Below are 25,143 nucleotides of genomic sequence, written 5' to 3' on the forward strand. Positions count from 1 at the left end.
ATATCGAATATTCGGATATTCATCAAAAGTTTTAGAAAAGCTTGCAGAAGCAATATCTGCAAGCTTTTCTATTCTAACACTTATTTCATTCTAGTGACTTCAGCAACGATTTCATAAGAACGAAGTCGAGCTTTATGATCATAAATGGCAGAGTTTATAATCATTTCGTCAGCCTGTGTTTCATCAAGAAAAGCCTGTAGCTGTTGCTTCACTTCGTCGGGATTTCCGATGATTGATGCGTTCAATTGCTTCATGACGATCGCTTTTTCGTATTCGGTCCAGATACCATCCATCGTATCGACTGGTGGTGCCATTTGTCCAGGAGTGTTTCGGATCAAGTTTAAGAATTGCTGTTGATAAGAGGTCGAAATTTTTTGAGCTTCTTCAGTAGTGTCCGCCGCAAATACATTAATGCCAACCATTGCGTACGGTTTATCCAGAACTTCGGATGGTTGAAAATTATTACGATAACGAGCTAAGGCCGGTTTTGTATTTTCGGGTGAAAAATGACTGGCAAACGAGAATGGGAGACCAAGTTTGGCCGATAAGGCTGCACTGAATCCGCTTGAACCCAGTAACCAAAGCGGAATATCCTGACCTTCACCCGGTATGGCACGAACGCGGTTGTGCTTGGAATCTGGATGTAGATAGCTGCGAAGCTGTGCCAACTGTTCCGGAAAATCCTGCCCGTTGTTACGGACATCTCCACGAAGGGCCATGGCAGTATATTGATCGCTTCCCGGCGCTCGGCCCAGACCCAAGTCTATCCTTCCTGGATACATTGCTTCAAGCGTTCCAAACTGTTCTGCAATAACAAGGGGTGCATGGTTCGGAAGCATGATTCCTCCAGAACCAACACGGATGCTTTCAGTTCTGCCAGCTACATAGCCGATTAGTACTGAAGTCGCTGAACTGGCGATTCCTGGCATGCTATGATGCTCCGCTACCCAGAAGCGCTGATAGCCCCATTTCTCCACGTGCTGGGCTAGGTCCACCGTATTTTCAAATGCTGCCGTTATCGTACCACCTTTAATAATGGAGGCTAAATCCAAGACGGAGAAAGATATATCACTCAATTTTTTTGTTGATGATTCAGAATTCATATAATCCACTACTTTCTATTGGTTATAATTATTGGGACGCACAGTCATCATATAGAAAATTCATGAATATTGCACATGAATTGCTTATCCACTCACCTCAGAAATTCTTTTGCTATCAAGCGAAACGAGTTCAAGCGATCTTCCAAGTCATGTGTAATCGTGATTAACATGATTTCATCAGCTTGATATCGCTCTTGTAAATCTAATAGGCGACGCTTCACTTGAGATGGAGAACCAGTAATCATTTTCCCTTCTATTTTCTCTTTCAAGTCTTTTTCCCTTTCCGTCCATTCATATTGCTTTGCCTCTTGCATACTGGGAACTGTTTTTCCTTCCCCTTGTTCACTTTGGATTCTCCATAACGTATTGCTTAAAGCGATTTCCTTCGCTTTTTCCTCATCTTCTGCACAAATTACAGCCACTGTTAAAATTGTTTCTGGGGAGGTGAGGGTCCCCTTCGCTTGAAATTGATCACGATAAAGCTGCAAGCTTTTCACTCCGTCTTTTTGACTCATAAATTCACCGAATGCATAGGCAACACCATTTTCCGCAGCTAGCTTCGCACTTTTCTCACTTGTCCCCAGAATCCATGGTACCGGTAAAGTCTCAGGAACGGGAGCCGCCGATATTGTAGAAAACTGGTGACTTTCTGGAAAGTCCCTTCTCAAATAATGCAGTAATTCCTGTACAAGATCCGGCATTTTATAGACATTCTGCAAATAATTATCTGATAATGCCATGGTTACTTCTGCAGAACCTCCAGGAGCACGTCCAATTCCGAGATCGACTCGCCCAGGAAAAAGCGTAGCCAACATGTTAAATGTTTCGGCAACTCGAAACGGCTTATAGTGTGGAAGTAAAACAGCACCAGCCCCAATTCTAATATTCTTCGTTTGGGTGCCAATATAACTGATCATTACCTCGGGTGATGAACAAGCCAGACCTGGTAAATCATGGTGTTCTGTCAGCCATATCCTGCTGTATCCCAGTCTATCTGCTTCCTGCGCCAGAAGTAGTGAGTCATGTAAAGCCTGTTGTGCCGTTTGACCAGATGAAATGGGTGATTGGTCTAGAATGCTTAGCTTCATTTACATTCCTTCCTTTCAAAACCTTTTTATTCATAATCGTAAAACATCTATAGGTAAATGTCGCCTAATTAGCTTATAAGTCAGTCAGGCCTCTTAACTAAAATAATAAGATGATGAACAAAACTGGGAATAGAAGTATAAAATATATTCTAGCGAGGTTATCTATTGGATAATGTTGATGTTTTAAAAATATGGTTATTTCATTTATATTCTAACGAGTTATTCAGTAAAATATTAAATAAAAAGACCCGAATTTCGGATCTTTTTATCGAATCAATCATTCTTTTTAAATTGAGAAGAAAGTTCTGTAGCAATAATCGATGAATCTAGACGAGCGGATACATATGGTGGTTGGATTCGATTATTTGTTTCGATGGGAACCCCTACCCAAACATAACGTTTATCTAAGATGATGAACGAAAAGGAAATCGGCAAGCATATAAAAGAATTTGAAGATATGTCCGGATTTCTATTTCCAGATATGATTGTCAGCCTTACTTCAGGGTTTCTATTCATCAAGATTTGTTTCCATTCCTCAGACAACTCGGTTAAATCCGGGACCGCCATAATCATTTCATGTTTAGTAGAAGCAATATCTTCGATTATTTTTTCCAATTTACGTGCGTGCATCCACTGTAATCTGGGATGTTGATGCTTCACCCATTTTCCAATGTCTTTCCTTGCAATTAACTGACCATTTTGCATTTGGTGATCAACAAGTTGCCGAAGCGTTTTACTACGGTAAACATGCTTATTTATAAAAGAGGTATCGCTCACATGAAGGAATTTCCCTTTTGTCCTCGTTATCGCCACATTAATGAGCCTTTCGCTTTCTCTTCCTGTCAATAACATCCCAGCACGATCCTGGGGATAGCTGTCTACCGTATCAAAAACCATGATATCACGTTCGCTTCCTTGAAAACGATGAACAGTTGCAGCAATGATATCTGTCGATTGCCTTTCTAATCGGTATAGATCATCCAATAGCTTTTCCATCCATTCAGCTTGTGCCCGGTACGGTGCCACATAACCTATCGATTTGGCACCATCTACATATGATTCATGAATCAACTGAAAGGACAACAATAATTGCCAAAGGTTCAACCTAGAATGTGACGTGCGCTCCGTCATGCAATATTCACCTGAGTAACTCGTATCGATAAGAGCGGCAGCCTGTCTTGCAAATGGTTCAGCAGATCTGATACTTTCTCTGCTCGAAAAAACACTTTCATGGTCTCCCACAAAATTGTTGTAGACTACACGATTCGTAAAGGCTGATATTTCTGGATGCATACGGCGCTGTTCTTTCAGGAGGAATAAATGTGGATGAAGTTCCCCATCTTCAACTGATTGCGCAACCCCGGCTCTATGGAAAATATCTTCTTTCAACCAAAGTTTCACCAATGAATCGCGGGCGGCGGCAATAGGTGGTAATTGTTTAAAATCACCGCAAATGATCATATGCTTGGATAAAGAGGCCGCAAAAGCTACCTGTGGAACGTATGCCATACTGGCTTCATCCAATATGATCAGATCATATTCCTTTTGGTATACCGTTTCATCTTTAGCGGCTTTTGCAAGAGTCGTTCCGATAATTTTGGCTTCTTTCACGAATTCTAATTCTTTTTGACGGATTTTCTCCAATACTCTTGCCAATTTCTTTTCTAGTTCAAGTAAATGATCGGTGTCCCTTTTACTGAATGAACCTGCTAAATCATGCTTCAATAAACGCTTCTCTTCTGCAAGTTGCTCTTTTTCAGCCAATAATTCCGGTTCATGTTTTCCTAATAATTGGCCCGTAACGATATCTTCATGGATTGCTAATGTTTCGCCGATTTGTGAACCATATCGAAGGACGTCCCCTTCTTGAAAACGGTCTTTCTTTTTTATGAATGAAGAAATCTCAGCCATCAATACATCGACCGCTTGATTACTATGAGAAAGGACTAAAATCTTTTTACCCTGAAAATAATGGTTGGCCACAACACGGGCCAATGTATAAGTTTTTCCCGTTCCCGGTGGACCCCAGACAAAAGTTACTGGATTGAATTTTGAACGGGCATAAAGTTCTTTCACACTACTTTGTTTCTCGATGGTAGGATGTTTTTGAGGCATGGAAGGGTCCATAAGACGCTTAATCCTCAGTCTCTTTTTCTTACTTCTCTTAATCTCATCTAACCTAGTGATCAGTTGCTCTAATAGCTCCCATGGATCATGGTAGAGAAACGCTTCACCTATTAAATCACCCATCGATGCGTCGAACGTGATGATGATACTTTTGCCTTCCGAGGACAATACCCTACCATCCTGCTTGATTCCTCCCCATTCCAACCTTACGATTGAACCGACGGGAATCTTCACTGATGATCCCGTTTCAAAGAAATAGGTAAAAGAATTATCTTTAGAGAGTAAATGGCCATTAGATACTAAATATTTTGTACTTCCGTATTTCTTTAGATGTAGAATTTCAAGCTGAAGTGCCTGCTGCCATTCCTTTATATAATTAACAGTTGAATTCATTCATTGTTCACGTTCCCTCATAATTTATGCATTTTAATGTAAAAGGAAGCGATACTAAGATGCTAACGTCTAGAGGTTATTTCTAAACCACCAACTTAAACATCCATAAATTGTATACTTCCTAAACACATGGAATAAGACCCAATCAATACAGATTGGGCCTCTCTCTTGCCAATGCTCTAACTATAGCATTTTTTAATTTAGCACGCCATGGGCTCTTCTGGAAGAAATGGATTAGATTAGTTTTCGGTCAACTCTGCAAATTGATCGACCAAGTTACTGAAAATCTTCATCGCATTTTCAATCGGTTCCGGTTTTGTTAAATCTACTCCTGTTTTCTTGAGCAATACCAATGGAAAGTCCGAGCTACCGCTTTTCAAGAAAGTTAAGTAACTTTCAAGGGTTTTTTGGTCTCCAGAAAGTATTTTATCCGCTATTGTAATCGCGGAAACATATCCAGTTGCATATTTGTATACGTAAAATGGACGATAGAAATGCGGGATTCGCGACCAGCCATATTTTACTTCCTCATTGAAAACAAGTTCAGGGCCATTGTATGTGCGAAAAACCGATTCATAAGTATCATTTAATACAGTCACATTAAGAGGTTCATCATTTTCAGCTTTTTCATGGATGATTTTTTCAAATTCGGCAAACATGACCTGAGTGAAGAACGTTCCTTTAAAGCTATCAATAAAATGATTAAGCAAATGCTTTTTCTTTTGGAGGTCCTCAGTAGTTTTGAGCAAATGGCGTATCAGTAAAATTTCATTTACGGTTGAAGCTACCTCCGCGACAAAAATGGAATAACCAGCAGTGATCTTCGGTTGGTATTTGGAACTGAAATATGAATGCATGGCATGACCTGACTCATGGGCCAATGTAAACACACTGTCAAGGTCGTCACGATGATTCAACAAAATGAATGGATGTACACCGTAAAGTCCTAAATTATAAGCTCCTGAACGTTTCCCCGGTGTTTCCCTGACGTCCAAATAACGATTTTCCTTAAAGCTTTTCAGGATTTCCACATATTCTTCACCTAGCGGTTTCAACGCCTCGATCATCATTGCGTACCCTTCATCATATGAAATTTCTTCCTTAGCGCCTTCGACAAGTGGCACACTTAAGTCATAAGCACGTAATTCGTCTACACCCAACAGGTTTTTGCGCAAATCAATATATTTATGCATCGGTTCTATATTTTCTTTCGTGGATGTAATTAGGTTTTCATACACTTCTTTAGGAACTTGATCCCCGAAAAGGGATTTCTCCAAGGCAGATGGATAGTTACGCAGTTTCGACAAGTTGACATTATTCCTGATTGCCGTGGAAAGGGTGGTTGCTATTGTGTTTTTCAATTGTAAATAAGGTTGGTAATAGGCCATATAGGCCTCTTTCCTCTTTTCTCGATTATCGTCTTCTATTAATTTTGAGTACATCCCACGGGTCAGTTCTACTCTTTGACCCTTATCATTGGTCACTTCCCCAAATTTAATATCTGCATTATTGATCATTCCGTATGTTTTTTGTGGAGCTGAAAATGCTTCCCCTATTTGTGAAAGTACTTCTTCCTGTTCTTTCGCCAAAACATGTGCTTTATAGCGGTATGAGTCAAATAAATCTTCTTCAAAATATTTTAACCCCTCAACTTGTGCTATGTATCCTTTTAGTGTTTCTTCATCCAAGCTTAACAGAAACGGCATGAAAAATGCTGAAGCGCTGCTAATCTTTCTCCCTAACTGGCCTGCCCGGTCCAGTAATGCCTGCGAAGAAGTTACCCGAGTATCCAAATCCGCTTGTAGCATGGCAAACACATAGAGTTTATTATAGATATAACCTATTTCTTCGCTTAAATGTAAGTAACCATATAACTCTTGAGCCGTATCGATATGACCATCATAGGCTTTTAAGCCATCAGTCATCTTAAGGACTTCTTGAAAATCCTCTTCCCATGTTTCCAGATTCTCATAGATATCCTTAAGGTTCCAGGTTTCTTCCTGCTTAACTTCATCACGCGTTTTGAACGTTTTCATCACAACACTCCCTTTTCATATCCCTTACTATCCTTTTATTATAAGCGACTTTTCGAAAAAACCTGCATAGAAAAACGGCTCGAAAAAAAATTCATTCTATTTTGGCTTTTCCAATGATATTAAATAGAAAAAAACGAAAGCAGCATGCCCTCGTTTATTTTAAATCTTTATGATGAAATGGACACTTTCCAAGGATTGGTTCACTGTCATCACCAATGAAGAATTGTTTCCATTCATTGTGGTTTACATCACCAAAGTGGCTGATATCTGGATGTGTCGGTAGATTATCCCACTTCTCAACTCGTTCTCGAACCTTTTCCCGTGACATGATTCCACCCTTTTCAGTCCCTTCCAAACCTTCGAATATCATCCGAGGTTGAAAACCTAGAACAAGACTATTCCCTAAATCACGCGTTTTACGTTGTTTATAGGCAGGTGCATTCCCAAAGATAAAGATTGGTTCCCCAGCAAAATGAAAATCCCAAAGATAATGTTCAGGGTCTTTCGGTTTTTCTATAGGCCATGGTGTTTGATCTTCAGCATGTAAATATTGTAGGACGTTCCAAAAACGCTTACGATATAATTCCAAGTCCCCTTCTTCATTTTCCGGCTCCATGAAAACAAAAAGACCGTGCCTGATATAGGGAGGTTCCTGAAATAGCTGGAGAAATTCCTCGACAGCTTTTGGAAGATTGGACCAATCTTCCTGTGTGATATAGGCATAACGCAGCTCACCTTTGTTTTCTGCCTTCATTCCAAAATAACAAGGAAAAGTCTTGTCTGTCACCGTATCATGAAATGTTTGATATTCCTTAATCACCCATTCTGGTACTTTCTCCGGGTTGGTCATGTCTTCTTTCCTTAATAAACAAGAATTCGCAGTCAGCATTTTATTTCTCCTCACGAAATATTTATATATATAGTTATTTACCCGTAAGCTATAAAATAAAACGTTTAATACAACTGAAATTATTGACATTTAACGCTAAAATTCCCCATGAATCCTTTAATAATAAAGTGACTTATGTGCATCATTGCCCCTACTTTAGAAATTAATATTCCTTTAAATCGATATTTAAACAATTGTCAGTGTTTAAGCATATTGCGACTATTAATCATTTTGGGAGAACATAAAACAAAGGAGTGATTATAGATGGCAAGAAGAAGAAAAATCCTTGTGAAAAATGCCCGGACAGAACTTGATTGCTTAAAAGCCAGAGTTGCCGGATCAATAAATCCTGAAGAAGCGAAATTTGAGTCTGCAAAGGAAGTGGGGATACCTTTAACAAAAGGATACAACGGACAAATGACAGCTAAGCAAGCAGGAAAGATTGGCGGTAATTTGGGAGGAGGTATGGTCAAGATGCTTGTAAAAATGGCTAGACAAAATCTCAACAAAACCAATACCTAACTCTTTTTATATGAAGGAAAGGAACCCTCTTTACACTTTCTTATCCTCCAGATTTATTGGTTTTATGCTTATAATGTCAAGAATTAGTTCATAAAACTGAGGAACTCCTTCCATTTGTATCTGACATTCAGTTTCATATATAAAAAGTCTGCTTAGCCAGTGGTAGCCAATTGCTTTATTTTAAAAGGGATGCCGGCGTAAGCAGCTAAGTATGCCCTGCTTTGCAAATTTATCATTTGAATAAGAGCAAAAAGGCAGACATGTTGTTAAACCAACATGTCTGCTTCTTGTTGTTTATAATATGAGAAAAGGACATTGAAATTGTCACTTCGCTTTTTTGGGGTCTAGAGAGTAACTTTTTCATCAACTTTCGTAATCCAATTTAGTTCATCCTTCATTTTTCCTGTTTGAACAGCAGTTAGTGTATCATATAGCCTTTTAGATAACTCACCTGTTTTTCCATTTTGAACTACCATTTCTTCACCATTCCAAAGGAATTCACCAATTGGCGAAATGACAGCTGCTGTTCCAGTACCGAATGCTTCCTCTAATTGGCCAGATTTATAGGCATCATAGACATCTTGCATGGAAATTCGCTGTTCTCTCACTGGAAGGTCCCAATGTTTTAGCAATTCAATAATGGAATCACGCGTTATACCCGGTAGAATGCTCCCATTTAAAGCCGGTGTAATGATTTCCCCATTAATTTTAAAGAAAACATTCATGCTTCCCACTTCTTCGATATATTTCTTCTCAACTCCATCAAGCCAAAGAACTTGAGCATAACCAAGTTTTTCGGAGACTTCTTGGGCTTTAAGGCTCGAAGCATAGTTCCCACCTGTTTTCACTTCGCCTGTACCGCCATTTACAGCACGAGTGAAGGATGACTCCACCGCTATCTTAATAGGATGAATCCCTTCTTTATAATAAGAACCTACCGGCGACATGATGATGATGAACTGATAACGATCTGAAGGAGATACGCCCAAATAAGGTTCCGTCGCAATGATGAAAGGTCGGATATACAATGAAGTACCTTCTGCTCTCGGAATCCACTCATTATCAATACCAATTAAGGTTTTTAATGCCTTCAAGGCAAAATCAACATCTACATGAGGTATACATAAACGATCATTCGAACTATTTAAGCGTTGGAAATTTTTCTCCGGACGGAATAAAATAACTTCATCTTCTTCTGTTACATATGCTTTTAATCCTTCAAAAACAGATTGTCCATAATGAAATATCATTGCTGATGGCTCTAATGCGAGCGGTTGATAAGGAACAATTCTTGGATCATGCCACCCTTGCCCTTGTGTATAGTCCATAATAAACATATGATCGGTAAATGTTTTACCGAACTCCAGCTGGTCCGCCTTTGGCTTTTCTTTCTTCGTTGTACTAAGCGTGATTTGCATGTCATGTTCCTTCATTACCAAAACCCCTTGTTGAATAATTTTACAAGATTTCACTTCCATAAAACCTATCTTAATTATTTTACTCCTATAAGGTTTCATAGTTCAAGCCCTTATAACTTAATTTTCCGAATTTTTTAAAAAAATTCAAATACATTTTTTAAATCATTTCCTATTAAAAGGAAAATATGTTCTTTTTTTCGAAAAAATGTCTTACGGATTCCTCGCTCTTTTAAACTCTATAAAGTTTTTAATGGAACAAATATATTTCAGACCTTGCATTATCATAATGATAACGCAAGGTTATTTCCGACTGAAATAACCTTAATATGGAATAATTATCACATTTTATTAAAAAAATTCTTTTTAGTAGTTTACTAGTAAATAATTATCTTATATACTAAGGCAACGAGATAGATAAAACGCATACAACTTGTAAAATCATAGACAAAATGCATGATTCTTTCTCATAAATGTGAAAAGGGGTACCAACATGACAAAAAACAGATGGTTAATTGCTTTATCAGCTATCGCTATCCACCTTTCTATCGGAGGAGCATATGCTTATAGCGTTTACAAAAAACCAATAGTTGAAGCAATGGGATGGTCAGAAACGGAAGTTACTTTAGCATTCACAATCATGATGGCACTAGCAGGAACATCTGCAGCTTTCTTCGGGAAATTCGTTGAAAAGAACGGACCTAGAAAATCGGCAATGGTTGCCGCTGTATTATTTGGCCTAGGACAAGCTGGATCCGGTGTAGCGATTATGGTCGATTCACTTCCACTTTACCTCCTTACTTATGGCCTATTAAGCGGACTTGGAATGGGTATCGGTTACATATCACCAGTTTCCACACTGGTTAAATGGTTCCCTGACAGAAGAGGACTTGCAACAGGAATGGCGGTACTTGGGTTTGGCGCAGGAGCACTTATAACGGCCCCTGTTGCAGCAAGCCTTATGCAGTCTGTAGGAATCTCCACTACTTATTATATTTTAGGTGCTGGATATTTCATTCTTATGTTCTTAGGTGCTTCATATATTGCACCTCCGAAAGCAGGCTGGATTCCTGAAGGCATGAAGAAAGATATCGAGTCAGGAAAAAAAGAATTGAAAAAAGATTTGAGACAAGCTACTGCAAAAGAAGCTGTTAAAACAAAGCACTTTTGGATGCTTTGGACTATGAAATTAATTAATACTAGTGCAGGAATTATGATGATATCCGTCGCTTCTCCTATGGCTCAAGATGTCGTTGGACTTTCCGTTGCAGGCGCTGCCACTCTAGTTGGTATCATGGGGATCTTCAATGGTGGAGGTAGACTTGGTTGGGCAGCTGCATCTGATTATATTGGTCGCCCGAATGTTTTCATCATTTTCTTCATCATTCAAATTGCAGCATTCCTTTTACTACCAACCACGACAAACACCTTGTTATTCCAAGGGTTGATCCTACTCGTTGTTAGTTGCTATGGTGGTGGGTTCTCTAACCTTCCTGCATTTGCTGGGGATTTATTTGGAACGAAGGAAATTGGGGCAATACATGGTTATCTCTTAACAACTTGGTCTCTTGGTGGAGTTTGCGGACCAATGTTGGTGACATATATTAGAGAAACTACAAACAGTTACATTCCAGTATTTTACGTATTCGCGGTATTAATCACGATAGCATTCATCATTTCTGTTTGGCTTCGTTTTGATATCAAAAAAATGAGGAACGCACAAGCACATCAGGGAATTCAAGCTTCATTAGAAAAAATCTCTTAAAAGAATTTATGTAAAATAATTGAATCAATTTATGAAAGAGCATTACCGAAGCGGACCCTCAGGGTGAAGTCGCTTATGGTAATGTTTTTTCATTTTTCCCCTCTTGTTTCTAAAGGATTAGTATTCCAGTTATGGTTAAAACGAACCATTTACAAGTTTGTTCACCCCATTTTTTACCAGTATACCCCTATTTTTTCCCTTTAAAGTCCTAATTATGATTAAATTATCTTCCTAACTATAAAAAAGATAAAAAATTATTATTTTTTTATAGTAAATTATTAATAGAAGTGGCATAATAACTGATGGTATCGTTGATATGTTAATGGTAAGTAAATCCTTGCCTCTTAACTACTAAAAACCAAAAATAGAGAAAACACATCAAGGGGGAGCAAAATGAGTTATAACAACCCGCAACAAATGGCGCAAATTGCAATCAATGCAGGGAAAAAGAAAGCCACGTTGCCGCTAAGAAGCATTTTAATTTTAGGATTTCTTGGAGGCGCGTTTATTGCCTTAGGTTTTCTATTTTACATCCGCGTTACGGCCGGATTACCACATGAATGGGGTACATTGAATAACCTAATAGGCGGATTGGTTTTCCCGCTAGGACTAATCCTAACGGTCGTAGCAGGGGCTGAATTATTAACAGGAAACATGATGGCTGTCTCCATGGCGGCACTTGCTAAAAAGGTCACGGTTAAGCAGTTGACACTTAACTGGATCTTAATTGCCATCGCTAACCTGGTAGGATCTGTTTTTGTCGCTTATGTATTTGGACATCTTCTTGGATTAACTGAAACAGGCGTCTTCTTAGATAAAACAATTGCTGCCGCTCAATCAAAAGTCGATGCAAGTTTTATAGAAGCTTTCATTTCTGCAGTAGGATGTAACTGGCTAGTGGCTTTGGCTATTTGGATGACATACAGCGCCGAAGATACGGCTGGTAAAATCATTGGATTGTTCTTGCCAATTACCGCTTTCATCACAATTGGTTTTCAACACGTTGTAGCCAATATGTTCATCATTCCAGCTGGAATTTTCGCAGGTTCACTTACTTGGGGCGATTATTTCATGAATTTCATTCCGGTATTCCTTGGAAATGCTGTCGGTGGTGGTATTTTGGTAGGTTGCCTCTACTATGGTGCTTATGCACGTGCGGAGAAACAACCAGTAAAAGAAGTACAAAATTTGAAAAAGTCATCATAATATTTCATTCAGACCTCCATATATGTGGAGGTCATTTTTTATGTTTACTATGATGATCTGTATCCCTTACTCTTTCTACCTTTAAAAATGATTTTACGTTTAGCATCTACCCTACCAAGGGAAATAAGAAAGGTATAGATAGACAAGGGGGCATTTAATTTGTGGATAAACAAACCTTTTTTTAAATATGCTACAGGGATCATTTTAACCATACTCATTATTGTTTTACTAGGTAAGATTGAGTTTGTATTAATTCCCATTCAACAAATCATTGCGGCAATATTTTTTCCCATCATTTTGGCTGGACTTTTATATTATATATTGAGGCCGATTGTCAATTTAATAAGTAAGTTCATTCCGAAAACTTTTAGTATTTCTTTAGTTTTTTTAATCATATTTAGTGTGATTGGTTTAGGAAGTTACTATGGTAGTCCCATACTGGTTGATCAATTCCAAAAATTATCCGATAATTTCCCGAGTAAAGTCAAGGAGCTTTCGAAACAATCCGAAGATGTAATAGAAGAAAATGATTTTGGCATGGTAAATATACATACTTTAAAAGAGAAATCGCTATCTTATTTCAGAGATTATTCTGAAAAAATCATTACTAATGTCAGCACTATCTTTTCAACCGTTACAAGTGTTCTTACTGTACTAGTTATAACACCTTTTATATTATTTTATTTTCTGAAGGATGGAGAAAAATTAAGGCCATTCTTATTGAAGTATATCCCTAGGGAAATGGAAGTAGAAGGCTACACTATATTAAAGGATGTCGACAAGACTCTATCAACCTACATTATTGGTCAATTTATCGTTTCAATCGTAATCGGGATATTATTGTATATTGGATACCTGATTATCGGACTTGATTATGCTCTAGTATTTGCCCTTTTAGCAATGGTTTTTACTATCGTTCCCTTTCTAGGTCCTTTAATTAGTGTCCTTCCAGCTATTTTCATTGCTTTACAAACAGATTTGAGTTTAGCAGTAAAGGTCGTCATTGTCTTTCTCGTGGTTCAACAAGTGGAAGGTCATCTAATCACTCCCAACATTATGGGAAAAAGGCTTAACATTCATCCATTAACGATTATCTTACTACTCCTCGTTTCAGGTTCTATATATGGATTTATAGGGATATTGATTGCCATTCCCGTTTATTCAGTCGTAAAAACGATTATAGGGAACTTTAGAAAATTCTACAGACTAAGGAAGAAAGGTATATAAACAGGCAATCTATAAGTGGATTGCTCATTTTATAAAAATTATCGGGACCCTTATGGTCCTTTTTTTATGCTTTTACAAAAAAGGAAAATTCATTTTCAGTGGATAATTCTTTTGATGAGTGTACAAAGGTTCGTTCAATGTTTTTTAAATACTTTTTTAACTAAACTTTTAAAACTTGCTTTGACACTTTTTTTCTTAATAGAATGAGGTATCTTCTTTTTCTTTTCAATATAAATGTTTTCTTTATCAATGGCATTTTTTTCAGCTAAAACAAGACCTAGTTTTGAATTATAATCCTTATTTAAGACAATCTTGTAAGGAATGCTATATTTATTTGACAATTTAATGTATTTCCCTAAATATTGATAATCCATTTGACCATTCAGAAACAAACTAGCCTGGGAATATTGTTTCATCTTATCTTCTATTTCGGGATAGATGTCCTTTTCAAACACTTGTGATTTCGTCAGTACCAAGATGACCCTCTCACGTAATGTGCCTAGAAACTCCTTGCGTTCACCTGGCTTAATTTCTTTTGGTCCAAATATTCCTTGTTCAAGGTAATCCTCTACTTTACGGGACAAGTCTCATTTCACCTCCTATTTCACTACTCACAATATGTAATAACCCTTTTAACAGTGCCTATTTTCCCTAAAATAAATTTTTGATTTACATTCTAGGTATGGTTTAACACCATGTAAAATAACCTCCTCATGTGAAGCTAGGATGAAAATTAATTCCTAGGTTAAAAAACGTAAGTGGTAAGAAAATAAAACTCTAATAACTTGTAAAATGACACAAAGTTATAGATTTAGACACTTTTTACCCACATAAATATATACATTTCATGATATAATTTACAAATAAGTAGATAACGATCATAACATTCCATATTAGGAGGTAAAAAAAAGATGTATGATGAACTACTATTAACAATCATTGAATCCGTTTTTGTTGTTGGAACTATAGCCATGTTTGTTATTTTAGGACTTGTGAAGGGCCGTCTATTTTAAAACCAATCCTCCATTTCCAATAACCTGATTCCTTTTTCTAGTAATCAGGTTAGTATTATATTCTTCATAAAAAGAAAAAAAGCATATCCTTAGCGGCATGCTTTTCCTTACCAATTATCCGTTTTATCTAATAATTTATCAATATCAAATGTATAGAGATGAACTGGAATTGATTCTTCGGCCATTTCTTCAGTAGCTAGCAGTAACTTATCAATGTCTATAGTAGCCAAATAATTTTCCTCCCTTTTTAATAAGCTATACCCGATATTTTTATATACTAAACATTACGTTATCAATTTTCTTTTTTTGGGGGTATCTTCTACTATTTATCCATCGTTCTTTTTTAGTTAAGTTTGATGGGGCTTGGGTCACTTTGTTCAGCTGGGGAGAGTGACTTCATTAACTTCACTAATTTATACAGAGTCCCACTACAGATAATGACATCTGGGAGGTTATGAAATATCGATTTTTTATTAATATGGTAATTTTCTTTTTCAGGAGAGTACACAACTATCTTTTTATTTAAAGACAGAGCATGCCCAAGTTCATAAAGATTCCCTTTACCAGCAGTAAGAAAAATCAACATAAAGTCCGCTTCTTCTAATCCCTCTTTTTCATAATCCCCAATATTATTCGCGGCTTCTTTTTTTCCTTCCTTCTCAATAAGATTCCAATCGTTAACGCATGTGAATCCCTTTGCGGTTAATTTCTTTATCAATGATTTAACTTGTTTTATATTTTTTTCATCCGATGCAATATAATACTTCACTTAAACACCTCCGTGATATTAATACTTTTTACCTACATTAACTTTACTATACATATTCGTTATAAAGAACTTAATATCCTTTCGAAAAAATAAAATAATTACTCATTGATCTTTTTATAGAAGAAAGAAGCACGAAAACCCTTCATTCCAGTACGGTACTGCAGATACTATTACAATAAGTTACGCTATGACCGTAGGTGGACACCGAATATTTGCGAAATAAACTTTATGCTTTTTTCAGTAATTATGTAGAAAAGGCGGGCATGATATCCTATGAGGATTCAGATAAAAATTAGTACACATTTGTTTTCTTGGCTCGTCTATCCCAAAAAATCTCTATGTAACGTGACAATTCCTCCTCTAATCTCTTAGTACGTGGGTCAATCGCCTACATCATTCGGATCTGCGAATACCTACTCAAATTGATCATGATTGCATGTAAGAAAAAATATCAAGACACAAACATTCGAACAAAATTATCTTCTTAAAAAGCAACATGTGCATTATCGAGAATTCCGAACGGTTGTTTGCCAGTTTTTTTTAGTGAACTACAGCAAAATTAGTAAAAGTAATCGATAGGAAGCTAATTGGATAATGAGACTTCACTCACTATATTTTTAGAAGTATGTTTCGGTATACGGAATACCATCTAAAGAACTTTTAATTAATTGTAGATTTTCCATTGTAAGCGATTGTAATACAATAATTATAATTATTTTCATAGAAAAAAAGCCTTATCCTCTTTACAGGGCAAGACTTTGCTTATCTTTTTCATAGATGATATGTTCAATTTCAATGCGAAATGGATCAGCCTCACAAATATTTATACCTCTATCTACATTCACTTTTTCCATTTCGGTTGCATCAGGAATTAACTTTTTGGCATGGATAAAATGTTCGACCATGGAGCATAACAGTTCTTGTGCAGAAGCTAGAGCATCCACCCTATTTCTGCCGCTAACGGAAGAAGTGAATCCCTTTCTCTTAAAATCCGGGAAACACACTTGTATTGAAAATGAATCAATTATCAAAGGATGCTCTTCATAATAAAATACAGCAGGATACTTAAATATCTGACTGACCAAAAAACAACATCCCCCCTAAAATTATTTGTTCATTTTAATTATAACATATTTTCCCAAAAAATATAAGTTTTTTATTGTTTGTCAAGTTTAAAGATCATATGATATCAAATTAAGTAGGTAGCATGCCCACCATTCACTACAAAATATAAAAATAAAAGAAAAATCACAATCGTAATCAAATTTAAAATGATACCAATAACACTACATACCTTCCAGCAGTCGCTAAATTCATACCAGACTCTCCAGATAGAGCGATTTCCTTTTTACCCTTAAAGCTAAGAACAGACCCAATCCCCCTAAGACTATGCCCAAAAAGGGTATGAGAAGAGAAAGAATCCCCATAATTAATGAAGCAAGCGCTTTGCTATTATTTTCTCGATTTCAGGCATTTTTTTCACCTTCTTCCTTCATTAGAGGTATACGATTTTGACATGAAAAAGAATCAAGGAAAGAAAGCTTATAAACAATTCATAGTTTTGAGAAAAAAGAATCTCCGACTCAAATAATGAGTCGGAGTTTTCAGGAACGTTTTAATTCTAATCTCCTAGCTAGTAAAGACAAGCTGAAATTGACCAGGAAATACATAAGAGCTACTAAAATTAAAATGGGTATTAAGAATTTTTGACCTTGTCCATAAATGATTTGCCCTTGATGGGTCAATTCTGGTAAAGAAATGACAACAGCTAAAGATGTATCCTTCAATAAAGAGATAAATTGGCTAACGATGGGTGGTACCATTCGGCGCAGTGCCTGAGGAAGGATGATATGTATCAAGGCTTGAACATAACTTAAACCTGATGATCGAGCTGCTTCCATTTGTCCTTTATCAACTGACTTCAACCCACTTCGAATGACTTCAGATATCATAGCTGATTCGAAAACGGTCAGTGCTACAATAGCTGCTGGAACGATTTCTAGTTTAATTCCTACTTCCGGTAAAGCTAAATATGTAAAAAGTATAATTAACAGTAGTGGTAAGTTACGAATTGTTTCGACAACCACCGCTAATATTTGTGATAGAACAGGTATCTTGGCATAACGTAAAATACCTACTAGTCCACCAATGATAAAACTCAAAACGATAGATACAAAAGCCACCTGAAGTGTTACCCAAAATCCTTCTAATAAAAACTTCAGATGATCTGGTGTGTATGCTCCTATAAAATCCATGTCTTATACCTCCCTCAATTACTCTTAGCCAGACGTTTTTCTAAATAACCTACGCCAAGGCTTAAAGGAATGGTAAGAATTAAATAAAACGCTGCTACGAAAATGTATACATCAAATACAACAAAGGTCCTTGAAGAGATTAAATCACCGTGATACATAAGATCCAGCCCAGCAACCACTGCTAAAATGGAAGAATTTTTTACCAGATTGATAAATTGGTTACCAAGAGGGGGAATGACAATTTTCACGGCTTGTGGCAGGATTATGTATCTCATCGCCTGTCCATAAGTCAAACCTGAAGAACGGGCAGCTTCCATTTGTCCTTTTGATACTGAAAGTATCCCCGCTCGAATGGCTTCCGCTATAAAAGATGACGTGTAGATAGTCAAGGCTAACGTACCTGCATATAATCCGCTTAACTTTAACCCCAGAAAAAAGAAAAATGTGATAATCAACAATGGTATATTCCGTATGAACTCCACATAAGCAGTCCCAATCCAGTTCAGTGGCTTAATGGGGGCAATTCTCATAATAGCAATAAGGACTCCAAGGATTAAACTTGACACTAAAGCAATCAAACTCGATATGATTGTATTTTTGAAACCAAGTAAATACATATCCAAATTTTCTGTCAAAATGGAGAAATCAAGCATGATATCCACTCTCCTCTAACTAATCAGGATGAGCAAATTGCTCATCCTGACAGATACAAATATTAAACTTTTAGAAGGCAACTAAAGATCAATTCAAACTTAACCCTTACTTTCCACCTTCATTTAACTCAATAAACTATTGCTTCTTAATCCATTTATCATGGATTTCATCATATTTCCCCGAGTCTTTAATGGCTTTAAGGGCTTTGTTTAATTCATCTACAAATTTCTCATTTCCTTTTTTAACAGCAATCCCATAAGGCTCGTCAGTAAATGTGCCACCAACAAGTTCGTAATTCGGATCTTCATCAACCATTCCATAAAGGATTGAATCATCTGTCGTCAAGGTATCTCCTTGACCTGATTTAAGGGCAGCAAATGCTTCTGAATAATTCTCGAATTCCAACACTTCTGCTTCAGGGGCTTTTTCACGGATATTTATGGCTGACGTAGAACCTTTTACAGCCAATACTTTTTTACCTTTTAAGCTATCGATTCCTTTAATATCGCTTCCTTTTTTAACAAGTAACGATTGTCCAGCATCAAAATAGACATCAGTGAAGTCGACTTCTTTTTTACGTTCTTCCGTAATAGTCATAGTAGCTACAATCGCATCGATGTCCCCATTGTTCAATAAAGGCATTCTTGTTTTTGAAGTTACTTCTTTAAATTCAACTTTTTCTTCATCCCCAAGGATTTCACCAGCTAATGCTTTTGCTATGTCGATATCAAAGCCTTCCACTTCTTTTGTATTTGGATTTTTCAACCCGAATAAACGCGTATCATTTTTTACCCCAAATACGATTTTATCATTTTCCTTAATTTGGGTTAACATATCTTTTTCATTGTCTTTGCTTCCACCATTTTTACCTTCATCAGATTCATTATCCCCGCCGCAGCCTGCCAACAAAATGACAGCCAGTACTGATAGCAATGCTAATTGTAACCATTTCATTTTCTTCAACATGTAAATCACCCCTATTTTTTATTTAATGATTTAAAATACGGCTGAGAAATAGACGCGCCCTCTCTTCTTGAGGGTTTTCGTAAAAATCAGCCGGTATTGCCTCTTCCAAAATCCTACCCTCGTCCATAAATACGATTCGGTCTGCCACTTCCCGGGCAAACCCCATTTCGTGTGTCACTACCACCATCGTCATTCCTTCTAGAGCAAGGGTTTTCATCACATCAAGTACCTCGCCAATCATTTCTGGATCCAAGGCTGAGGTCGGTTCATCAAACAACATGATTTCTGGCCCCATTGCCAACCCTCTGGCTATGGCTACACGTTGTTGCTGTCCACCGGAAAGCTGAGAAGGAAAAGAATTAGCTTTATCTGCTATTCCTACCTTTTCCAAATACTTTTGCGCGATTTTTTCCGCTTGTACATTCGTTTGTCCTAATACCTTCTTAGGTGCCAGCATGATATTTTCGAGTACCGTTTTATGAGGGTACAGATGAAAATGCTGAAAAACCATGCCAATATTTCTCCGTAGCTTATTGATATCTGTTTTTTTATCAGCTACATTTAATCCATTAATGGACAAAGAACCTTCGGATATCGTTTCTAAACGATTAATACAACGAAGAAGCGTACTTTTTCCTGAACCAGATGGACCGATTACTACAACAACTTCTCCCTTATTAATTGTAAGATTAATATCTTTCAATACATGAAAATCACCAAAATACTTATTAACCTGATCAAAAACAATCATCTTTATCCTCCCTAGCCTGCAACATAAACAAAGAAACCAATAAAACCGCAAACAATCAAAATAATCAGAATTAAAAACCCCAAAAAAATCTCTCGGATTGACATTCTTTTTTACATTCCGTTTAAGAGCTTATGTATACTCTCTATCTTCTAGCACAAAACACATCATTTATAGCTATATCAGACTATCAATACAAATAATATTATTTCAGCTATAACACTATTTATTATATATAATTCTACATAAAATTACCATAAAAACTTATATTTGCTAAAAATTCTATTGTAAACCATTATAACGATGTAATTTTTTCCTTTTTCATACAAGGAAAAATCATTACCTCAACTAAAAGTACAAACTTAAACAGAAACGAGACCTATCCAGAAAATCCACAAAATATGAAAGGCAGAATGTCGTTAATTCACATTCTGCCTTTCATTGATTTCCCTATCTATTTCATTCATTTATAAAAGCATCTTCAAATGGTGCTGAAAATTGGCCTTTCGGTCCAAGCATATCCGTTTCCGACTCCCTTTTTTCACCATCCACTTCATAATAACCAGCTGGAAAGAAATCAAATAAAGCACTTTCTTTATGTAATTCCAAAAAGTAATCTGCAAGATCATCCATAAATTGCTGATATTCTTCTTGCTTAATGATTTCACCATCCTCATCAATTTGAAAATTCTCATTAATCGCTTCCTGCATTCCTTCATGGTTTGATGCAGCAATATATAAATCAACATCTCCGCATTCCATACATAAAAGTACACATTCTTTCCTGGCTTCATCATAAGAATTTTGAACAATCTCCTTTAAAATGACATCAATTTTATTAAAGTTAACTAATTGTGTATTAGTCTGAAGCACAATAATCCCTCCAAATTTATAGAACCCACTTATTTTCCAAAGTAAAAATAAAGAAGAACTCTTAGAGTATTCTTCCATCTGACATAATCTCTTAGTTAATTATCAAATATAACGCACTTACCAAAAACAATAACTAATCTTAATTTTTTTCATTAGATTCTTCAATTTGCAATGATAGAACCCGTTCCTGTCTACATTCAATAATAGCATGATAGATGAAAAGATGAAAAAAACCTGTACTTTGCCCTTGTACAAGCCTCAAAATATTCGTAGCGCACGGTTTCATTTTAGAAGCTTTATTTGCTGGTAATATGATTATAATAACTTTTTCACAGCAAGGAGCAGTTTTCAAAAGGTGTTATATATTCTTCCATACACGTTTTGTGGTTTTGACTACCAAATGAAAATTCAATATTTTCTAAAAAATTATTCCACATATTCCTAATTATGTTATATTATATATAAATCAAATGTAATAAAATGTAACATCATTTTATTTTCAAAAATTTTAAGGGGTGTTTTATTTGGATATAAAATTCATGGAAATGGCAGTTCAACTAGCTACGGAAAATGTAAAGAAAAAAAACGGAGGTCCTTTCGGAGCGATAATCGTAAAGGATGGGGTCATTATTGGAAGAGGCTGTAATAATGTTACGACAGCCATTGATCCTACTGCACACGCTGAAATACAAGCTATTCGTGATGCCTGCAAAAACTTGAATAACTTTCAACTTACGGATTGCGAAATCTATACGAGTTGTGAGCCGTGTCCGATGTGTATAGGTGCACTTTACTGGGCACGTCCTAAAGCCATCTACTATTCTTGTACAAAAGAAGATGCAGCCCAAATTGGCTTTGATGATGACTTTATTTATCAGGAGCTTGCGATACCGTTGGAAAACCGATCCCTCGCCATGCATAGAATAGACTTCACCAACCATGATTTGCCATTCCGGACATGGGAATCTCTTGAAGCCAAAGTGGAATACTGACAAAAAGAACATAGATACTGATGTGGAGGAAGTTCACATTGAAAAAAAATTACTAAAAAAAAAAGAATTGACGTTGCGGCAGGTAGAATACCTGCTGACTGCGTCCTTAAAAATGGGAAAATCATCGATGTATTTAATGGTGAGGTTTTTACTGGGGACATAGCGATTGTCGATGGTTATATTGCAGGGGTTGGAAATTACGAGGGACTATCAGAAATAGATGCCTCTGGTAAATTCGTATCACCTACATTTATTGATGGCCATGTTCATATTGAATCCTCCATGGTACGCCCTTCCGAACTAGCCATAGTTCTCCTTTTACTTGGAGTAACCTGCATCGTTGCGGACCCTCATGAAATCGCCAATGTTTCCGGAAGCAAAGGGATCCAATATATGATTGAACAATCCAACGACCTCCCATTTGATTTTTTCTTCATGATGCCATCTTGTGTCCCGGCTACTGATTTTAAGGATGCGGGTGCCATTTTAAGAAGTGAGGACTTATCTCCGTTTTACAAAAATGCCGGGGTGCTTGGTTTAGCTGAGGTGATGAATTTTCATGCCGTTTCAATTCCAGATGATGATATGATGCAAAAATTAATCGTTGCACACCAAAACGAAAAAAAAAAAAATAGATGGCCATGTTACGGGTCTAACCGCACAACAGCTTAATGTTTATATGGCGGCAGGTATCCATACCGATCACGAATGTATCACAGCTACAGAGGCAAGGGAACGGCTCCGGAAAGGAATGTACCTTATGCTACTTGAAGGAACTGTTGCCAAAGATTTACGTAACCTTCTTCCTGCCGTTACAGAGAGAAGTTCCCGCCGTTGCTTATTCGTCACGGATGACCGGCACCTAGATGATCTTGTAGCTGAAGGAAGCATTGACCATAATGTAAGAGTCCCAATTGAAGAAGATATACCCGCTATGACCGCGATTCAGATGACTACGATTAATGCTGCTGAGTGCTTTGGGTTAAGTGAACACGGTGCCATTGCCCCTGGAAATAAGGCGGACCTTCTTCTTTTCGAAGATCTTAACTCCATCCAAATTCAATCCGTTTTCAAAGATGGCAAACTTATAGCAAAGGATGGTCAATTAGTAAACTTCCCCGTCATACCCATACATCCGAATGAGGAAGAATTAAAACAGACTGTCCATATACAAGAGTTATCAGATTCAGATTTTATAATTAAGTTACGGGATACCCTTGCCAATCTTATTGAGATTACACCGAACAGTTTAATTACAAAACATATTATTGAACCAGTTACTCTCGATCAAAACGGTTTGTTCCAGTTATCGCCTTCTAAAGATCAAATAAAACTTGCGGTTATAGAGCGGCATCGAATGACCAAGCAAATCGGCCTAGGAATCGTCAAGGGACTCGGCTTGCAATCAGGAGCAATCGCCACAACTGTCTCACATGATTCACACAATTTAACAATTGCAGGTAATGACTTTGATATGCTCGTTGCTGCTGAAGAAATAAAAAAAATGCAGGGCGGATTAGTCATCGTCCAAGATGGTAAAACATTAGCCTCGCTCCCTCTTCCGATTGCCGGTCTAATGAGTGCCACTACTTATTCTGAAGTTGTTCACTTATTAAAGGAGATTGATATCGCTTTATTAAAGATTGGTGCAAATAGATATTTCAACCCATTCCTGACACTTGCTTTTTTAGCACTTCCTGTTATTCCTGAAATTAAATTAACTGCTCAAGGTTTATTTTTGGTATCTTCGTTTCATCATATTCCGATAGATGCAAGCCTTTCTAACAGAAAAACCGAAACATTTTAAACTCCCATCGCATTTCGGGAGTTTTTCTATTGCTCAATGTAAAATTTATCGCAAATCAAGGTTCAAATTCGTTTAATTCAGGGAAAGATATATAAGTTCAACCTATGTTAAAATAAACTTATTATCTTTCTAGGAGGGAAACATTATGGGGAATCATTCACAAAATTACACAGGATATATCGGCACTTATACTAAAGGAGACAGTCAAGGGGTCTATCGATTTACACTTGATCCAAATGAAGGGAAAATTTCAGCACCAGTCCTTGCTGCAGAATTAAAAGATCCCACTTATGTCACTATAAGTGGAGATAAAAAACATTTGTATGCCATTTTAAAAGAGGCAGGCAGCGGAGGTGTTTCTTCGTACTCCATCGATGATGAGACTGGAGAACTTACGTACCTTGGTAAGCACCTTACACCTAATGGGTCTTATTGTCACATCAGTATAAATAGCGATAAAAACGTTTTAGCCACTGCCAATTACGGAGATGGTATCATTGAACTATATAGTCTTAATGCTGATTCCACCCCTTCTGGCGTTACATCCACAGTGCGCCATACAGGAAAGGGACCAAATAAGGAGAGACAGGAAAAGGCACATGCACATTATGCAGGATTTACACCGGATGAAAAATTCATAGTAGTTGTAGATCTTGGAATCGATCAAATAAACACATATGGGATACATAACGGAGTATTAGAAAAAGTAAATAGTTTGACAGTAACTCCGGGAAGTGGACCAAGACACCTTACCTTCCATCCTAATGGAAAAATTGCCTATGTAGTGGCAGAACTTGCGCCCGAAGTCATCGTATTAGCTTATGACGGTCATAGTGGAAGTTTTTCTGAAATACAAACCATCCGCACAACCCCAGAAAATTTCCAGGAAAATAATCAAGGCAGTGCCATTCACATTTCCGCGGATGGAAAATTTGTTTATTCTGCAAATCGTGGCCACGATAGCATCGCGGTCTTCCAAACCGATGAGGAAACCGGAAAGCTGAGCTTAGTAGAACTAGTTTCCACAGAGGGGAATTGGCCGCGTGACTTCTCCATTGATCCAAGCGGTAAGTTCCTAGTGGCTTCTAATGAGGAATCCGGGAACTTGACGTTATTTTCCCGAAACCAAGAAACTGGAAAACTGACTTTACTACAAAAAGATATCAAAGTACCTTTCCCAGTTTGCGTAAAATTCCTTTAAATATTTCCAGTATTAAAATAAGAGGATTGAGCAGAATTTAACTGACTCAATCCTCTTTAAATTTATTTATCTTTTTTTCATGATGCCAATATAC

General features: G+C 37.1%; 23 protein-coding genes. 8 read left to right on the forward strand and 15 right to left on the reverse strand.

Annotated features, from left to right (window positions below; genetic code table 11):
- Positions 1-80: 80 nt before the first annotated feature.
- The 5 genes from ACIQXN_RS18835 to ACIQXN_RS18855 form a co-directional block, all read right to left on the reverse strand.
- Positions 81-1,103: an LLM class flavin-dependent oxidoreductase gene (locus tag ACIQXN_RS18835; RefSeq protein ID WP_402970165.1), complete on the reverse strand. Its 1,023-nt coding sequence runs from the start codon at positions 1,101-1,103 to the stop codon at positions 81-83.
- 92 nt (positions 1,104-1,195) lie between these two features.
- Positions 1,196-2,191 carry an LLM class flavin-dependent oxidoreductase gene (locus ACIQXN_RS18840; protein ID WP_402970168.1) on the reverse strand — a complete coding sequence of 332 codons (996 nt, stop codon included), beginning with the start codon at positions 2,189-2,191 and terminating at the stop codon, positions 1,196-1,198.
- A 273-nt stretch (positions 2,192-2,464) separates the two neighbouring features.
- Positions 2,465-4,711 carry an AAA domain-containing protein gene (locus tag ACIQXN_RS18845; RefSeq protein ID WP_402970171.1) on the reverse strand — a complete coding sequence of 749 codons (2,247 nt, stop codon included), beginning with the start codon at positions 4,709-4,711 and terminating at the stop codon, positions 2,465-2,467.
- A 239-nt stretch (positions 4,712-4,950) separates the two neighbouring features.
- A complete protein-coding gene (gene pepF / locus ACIQXN_RS18850) occupies positions 4,951-6,747 on the reverse strand; it encodes an oligoendopeptidase F (RefSeq protein WP_402970174.1) in 1,797 nt (598 codons plus the stop codon).
- 154 nt (positions 6,748-6,901) lie between these two features.
- Positions 6,902-7,636: a YqcI/YcgG family protein gene (locus ACIQXN_RS18855; protein ID WP_402970177.1), complete on the reverse strand. Its 735-nt coding sequence runs from the start codon at positions 7,634-7,636 to the stop codon at positions 6,902-6,904.
- Positions 7,637-7,900: 264 nt separating this feature from the next.
- On the opposite strand from ACIQXN_RS18855, the gene ACIQXN_RS18860 reads away from it, so the two are divergent.
- Positions 7,901-8,158 (forward strand): small, acid-soluble spore protein, alpha/beta type, encoded by a 258-nt coding sequence (locus ACIQXN_RS18860; RefSeq protein ID WP_402970180.1) that lies wholly within the window; start codon positions 7,901-7,903, stop codon positions 8,156-8,158.
- 344 nt (positions 8,159-8,502) lie between these two features.
- On the opposite strand, the gene ACIQXN_RS18865 is transcribed toward ACIQXN_RS18860, so the two are convergent.
- On the reverse strand, positions 8,503-9,591 hold the full coding sequence (locus ACIQXN_RS18865; protein WP_402970183.1) for a branched-chain amino acid aminotransferase: 1,089 nt from the start codon (positions 9,589-9,591) through the stop codon (positions 8,503-8,505).
- A 475-nt stretch (positions 9,592-10,066) separates the two neighbouring features.
- Between ACIQXN_RS18865 and ACIQXN_RS18870 the strand changes: the two genes are divergently transcribed.
- The 3 genes from ACIQXN_RS18870 to ACIQXN_RS18880 all read left to right on the forward strand — a co-directional run bounded on the left by ACIQXN_RS18870 (position 10,067) and on the right by ACIQXN_RS18880 (position 13,771).
- Positions 10,067-11,338, forward strand: a complete 1,272-nt coding sequence (locus tag ACIQXN_RS18870; RefSeq protein WP_402970186.1) for an L-lactate MFS transporter — start codon at positions 10,067-10,069, stop codon at positions 11,336-11,338.
- Between the two features lie 393 nt (positions 11,339-11,731).
- Entirely contained in the window at positions 11,732-12,544 is an 813-nt protein-coding gene (locus ACIQXN_RS18875; protein ID WP_402970189.1) for a formate/nitrite transporter family protein, read from the forward strand.
- A 159-nt stretch (positions 12,545-12,703) separates the two neighbouring features.
- Positions 12,704-13,771, forward strand: a complete 1,068-nt coding sequence (locus tag ACIQXN_RS18880; RefSeq protein WP_402970192.1) for an AI-2E family transporter — start codon at positions 12,704-12,706, stop codon at positions 13,769-13,771.
- A 134-nt stretch (positions 13,772-13,905) separates the two neighbouring features.
- On the opposite strand, the gene ACIQXN_RS18885 is transcribed toward ACIQXN_RS18880, so the two are convergent.
- The 9 genes from ACIQXN_RS18885 to ACIQXN_RS18925 all read right to left on the reverse strand — a co-directional run bounded on the left by ACIQXN_RS18885 (position 13,906) and on the right by ACIQXN_RS18925 (position 21,127).
- On the reverse strand, positions 13,906-14,355 hold the full coding sequence (locus ACIQXN_RS18885) for a YueI family protein (RefSeq protein ID WP_402970195.1): 450 nt from the start codon (positions 14,353-14,355) through the stop codon (positions 13,906-13,908).
- A 536-nt stretch (positions 14,356-14,891) separates the two neighbouring features.
- Entirely contained in the window at positions 14,892-15,014 is a 123-nt protein-coding gene (locus ACIQXN_RS18890; protein ID WP_402868629.1) for a hypothetical protein, read from the reverse strand.
- A 113-nt stretch (positions 15,015-15,127) separates the two neighbouring features.
- Positions 15,128-15,553 (reverse strand): nucleoside 2-deoxyribosyltransferase, encoded by a 426-nt coding sequence (locus ACIQXN_RS18895; RefSeq protein ID WP_402970198.1) that lies wholly within the window; start codon positions 15,551-15,553, stop codon positions 15,128-15,130.
- 743 nt (positions 15,554-16,296) lie between these two features.
- Positions 16,297-16,638 carry a hypothetical protein gene (locus ACIQXN_RS18900; protein WP_402970201.1) on the reverse strand — a complete coding sequence of 114 codons (342 nt, stop codon included), beginning with the start codon at positions 16,636-16,638 and terminating at the stop codon, positions 16,297-16,299.
- A 519-nt stretch (positions 16,639-17,157) separates the two neighbouring features.
- Positions 17,158-17,808, reverse strand: a complete 651-nt coding sequence (locus ACIQXN_RS18905; RefSeq protein ID WP_402970204.1) for an amino acid ABC transporter permease — start codon at positions 17,806-17,808, stop codon at positions 17,158-17,160.
- 14 nt (positions 17,809-17,822) lie between these two features.
- Complete coding sequence (locus tag ACIQXN_RS18910; RefSeq protein WP_402970207.1) at positions 17,823-18,461, reverse strand: amino acid ABC transporter permease; 639 nt, start codon at positions 18,459-18,461, stop codon at positions 17,823-17,825.
- A gap of 136 nt (positions 18,462-18,597) precedes the next feature.
- Positions 18,598-19,428: a transporter substrate-binding domain-containing protein gene (locus tag ACIQXN_RS18915; protein WP_402970210.1), complete on the reverse strand. Its 831-nt coding sequence runs from the start codon at positions 19,426-19,428 to the stop codon at positions 18,598-18,600.
- A 22-nt stretch (positions 19,429-19,450) separates the two neighbouring features.
- A complete protein-coding gene (locus ACIQXN_RS18920; protein ID WP_402970213.1) occupies positions 19,451-20,179 on the reverse strand; it encodes an amino acid ABC transporter ATP-binding protein in 729 nt (242 codons plus the stop codon).
- Between the two features lie 456 nt (positions 20,180-20,635).
- Positions 20,636-21,127 carry a hypothetical protein gene (locus tag ACIQXN_RS18925; protein ID WP_402970216.1) on the reverse strand — a complete coding sequence of 164 codons (492 nt, stop codon included), beginning with the start codon at positions 21,125-21,127 and terminating at the stop codon, positions 20,636-20,638.
- Between the two features lie 461 nt (positions 21,128-21,588).
- Here ACIQXN_RS18925 and ACIQXN_RS18930 point away from each other — a divergent pair, with 461 nt between their 5' ends.
- The 4 genes from ACIQXN_RS18930 to ACIQXN_RS18945 all read left to right on the forward strand — a co-directional run bounded on the left by ACIQXN_RS18930 (position 21,589) and on the right by ACIQXN_RS18945 (position 25,049).
- The gene (locus ACIQXN_RS18930; RefSeq protein WP_402970250.1) at positions 21,589-22,041 is read left to right on the forward strand and encodes a nucleoside deaminase; all 453 of its coding nucleotides are present in this window, start codon (positions 21,589-21,591) and stop codon (positions 22,039-22,041) included.
- 282 nt (positions 22,042-22,323) lie between these two features.
- The gene (locus tag ACIQXN_RS18935) at positions 22,324-22,713 is read left to right on the forward strand and encodes an amidohydrolase family protein (protein ID WP_402970219.1); all 390 of its coding nucleotides are present in this window, start codon (positions 22,324-22,326) and stop codon (positions 22,711-22,713) included.
- Positions 22,646-23,848: an adenine deaminase C-terminal domain-containing protein gene (locus ACIQXN_RS18940; protein ID WP_402970222.1), complete on the forward strand. Its 1,203-nt coding sequence runs from the start codon at positions 22,646-22,648 to the stop codon at positions 23,846-23,848. The genes ACIQXN_RS18935 and ACIQXN_RS18940 overlap by 68 nt, the downstream gene beginning before the upstream one ends.
- Before the next feature lie 145 nt (positions 23,849-23,993).
- Positions 23,994-25,049 carry a lactonase family protein gene (locus tag ACIQXN_RS18945; protein ID WP_402970225.1) on the forward strand — a complete coding sequence of 352 codons (1,056 nt, stop codon included), beginning with the start codon at positions 23,994-23,996 and terminating at the stop codon, positions 25,047-25,049.
- Positions 25,050-25,143: the final 94 nt, after the last annotated feature.

It is taken from the genome of Peribacillus sp. NPDC097295 (genome assembly GCF_044761665.1).
In the GTDB taxonomy this organism is placed as follows: Bacteria; Bacillota; Bacilli; order Bacillales; family DSM-1321; genus Peribacillus.

Coding starts and splice junctions, on each gene's coding strand:
- ACIQXN_RS18835 (WP_402970165.1), bottom strand. CDS start 1,103: ATGAATTCTGAATCATCAACAAAAAAATTGAGTGATATATCTTTCTCC.
- ACIQXN_RS18840 (WP_402970168.1), bottom strand. CDS start 2,191: ATGAAGCTAAGCATTCTAGACCAATCACCCATTTCATCTGGTCAAACG.
- ACIQXN_RS18845 (WP_402970171.1), bottom strand. CDS start 4,711: ATGAATTCAACTGTTAATTATATAAAGGAATGGCAGCAGGCACTTCAG.
- pepF (WP_402970174.1), bottom strand. CDS start 6,747: ATGAAAACGTTCAAAACGCGTGATGAAGTTAAGCAGGAAGAAACCTGG.
- ACIQXN_RS18855 (WP_402970177.1), bottom strand. CDS start 7,636: ATGCTGACTGCGAATTCTTGTTTATTAAGGAAAGAAGACATGACCAAC.
- ACIQXN_RS18860 (WP_402970180.1), top strand. CDS start 7,901: ATGGCAAGAAGAAGAAAAATCCTTGTGAAAAATGCCCGGACAGAACTT.
- ACIQXN_RS18865 (WP_402970183.1), bottom strand. CDS start 9,591: ATGAAGGAACATGACATGCAAATCACGCTTAGTACAACGAAGAAAGAA.
- ACIQXN_RS18870 (WP_402970186.1), top strand. CDS start 10,067: ATGACAAAAAACAGATGGTTAATTGCTTTATCAGCTATCGCTATCCAC.
- ACIQXN_RS18875 (WP_402970189.1), top strand. CDS start 11,732: ATGAGTTATAACAACCCGCAACAAATGGCGCAAATTGCAATCAATGCA.
- ACIQXN_RS18905 (WP_402970204.1), bottom strand. CDS start 17,808: ATGGATTTTATAGGAGCATACACACCAGATCATCTGAAGTTTTTATTA.
- ACIQXN_RS18910 (WP_402970207.1), bottom strand. CDS start 18,461: ATGCTTGATTTCTCCATTTTGACAGAAAATTTGGATATGTATTTACTT.
- ACIQXN_RS18915 (WP_402970210.1), bottom strand. CDS start 19,428: ATGTTGAAGAAAATGAAATGGTTACAATTAGCATTGCTATCAGTACTG.
- ACIQXN_RS18920 (WP_402970213.1), bottom strand. CDS start 20,179: ATGATTGTTTTTGATCAGGTTAATAAGTATTTTGGTGATTTTCATGTA.
- ACIQXN_RS18925 (WP_402970216.1), bottom strand. CDS start 21,127: ATGGAAGAATACTCTAAGAGTTCTTCTTTATTTTTACTTTGGAAAATA.
- ACIQXN_RS18930 (WP_402970250.1), top strand. CDS start 21,589: ATGGAAATGGCAGTTCAACTAGCTACGGAAAATGTAAAGAAAAAAAAC.
- ACIQXN_RS18935 (WP_402970219.1), top strand. CDS start 22,324: ATGGTACGCCCTTCCGAACTAGCCATAGTTCTCCTTTTACTTGGAGTA.
- ACIQXN_RS18945 (WP_402970225.1), top strand. CDS start 23,994: ATGGGGAATCATTCACAAAATTACACAGGATATATCGGCACTTATACT.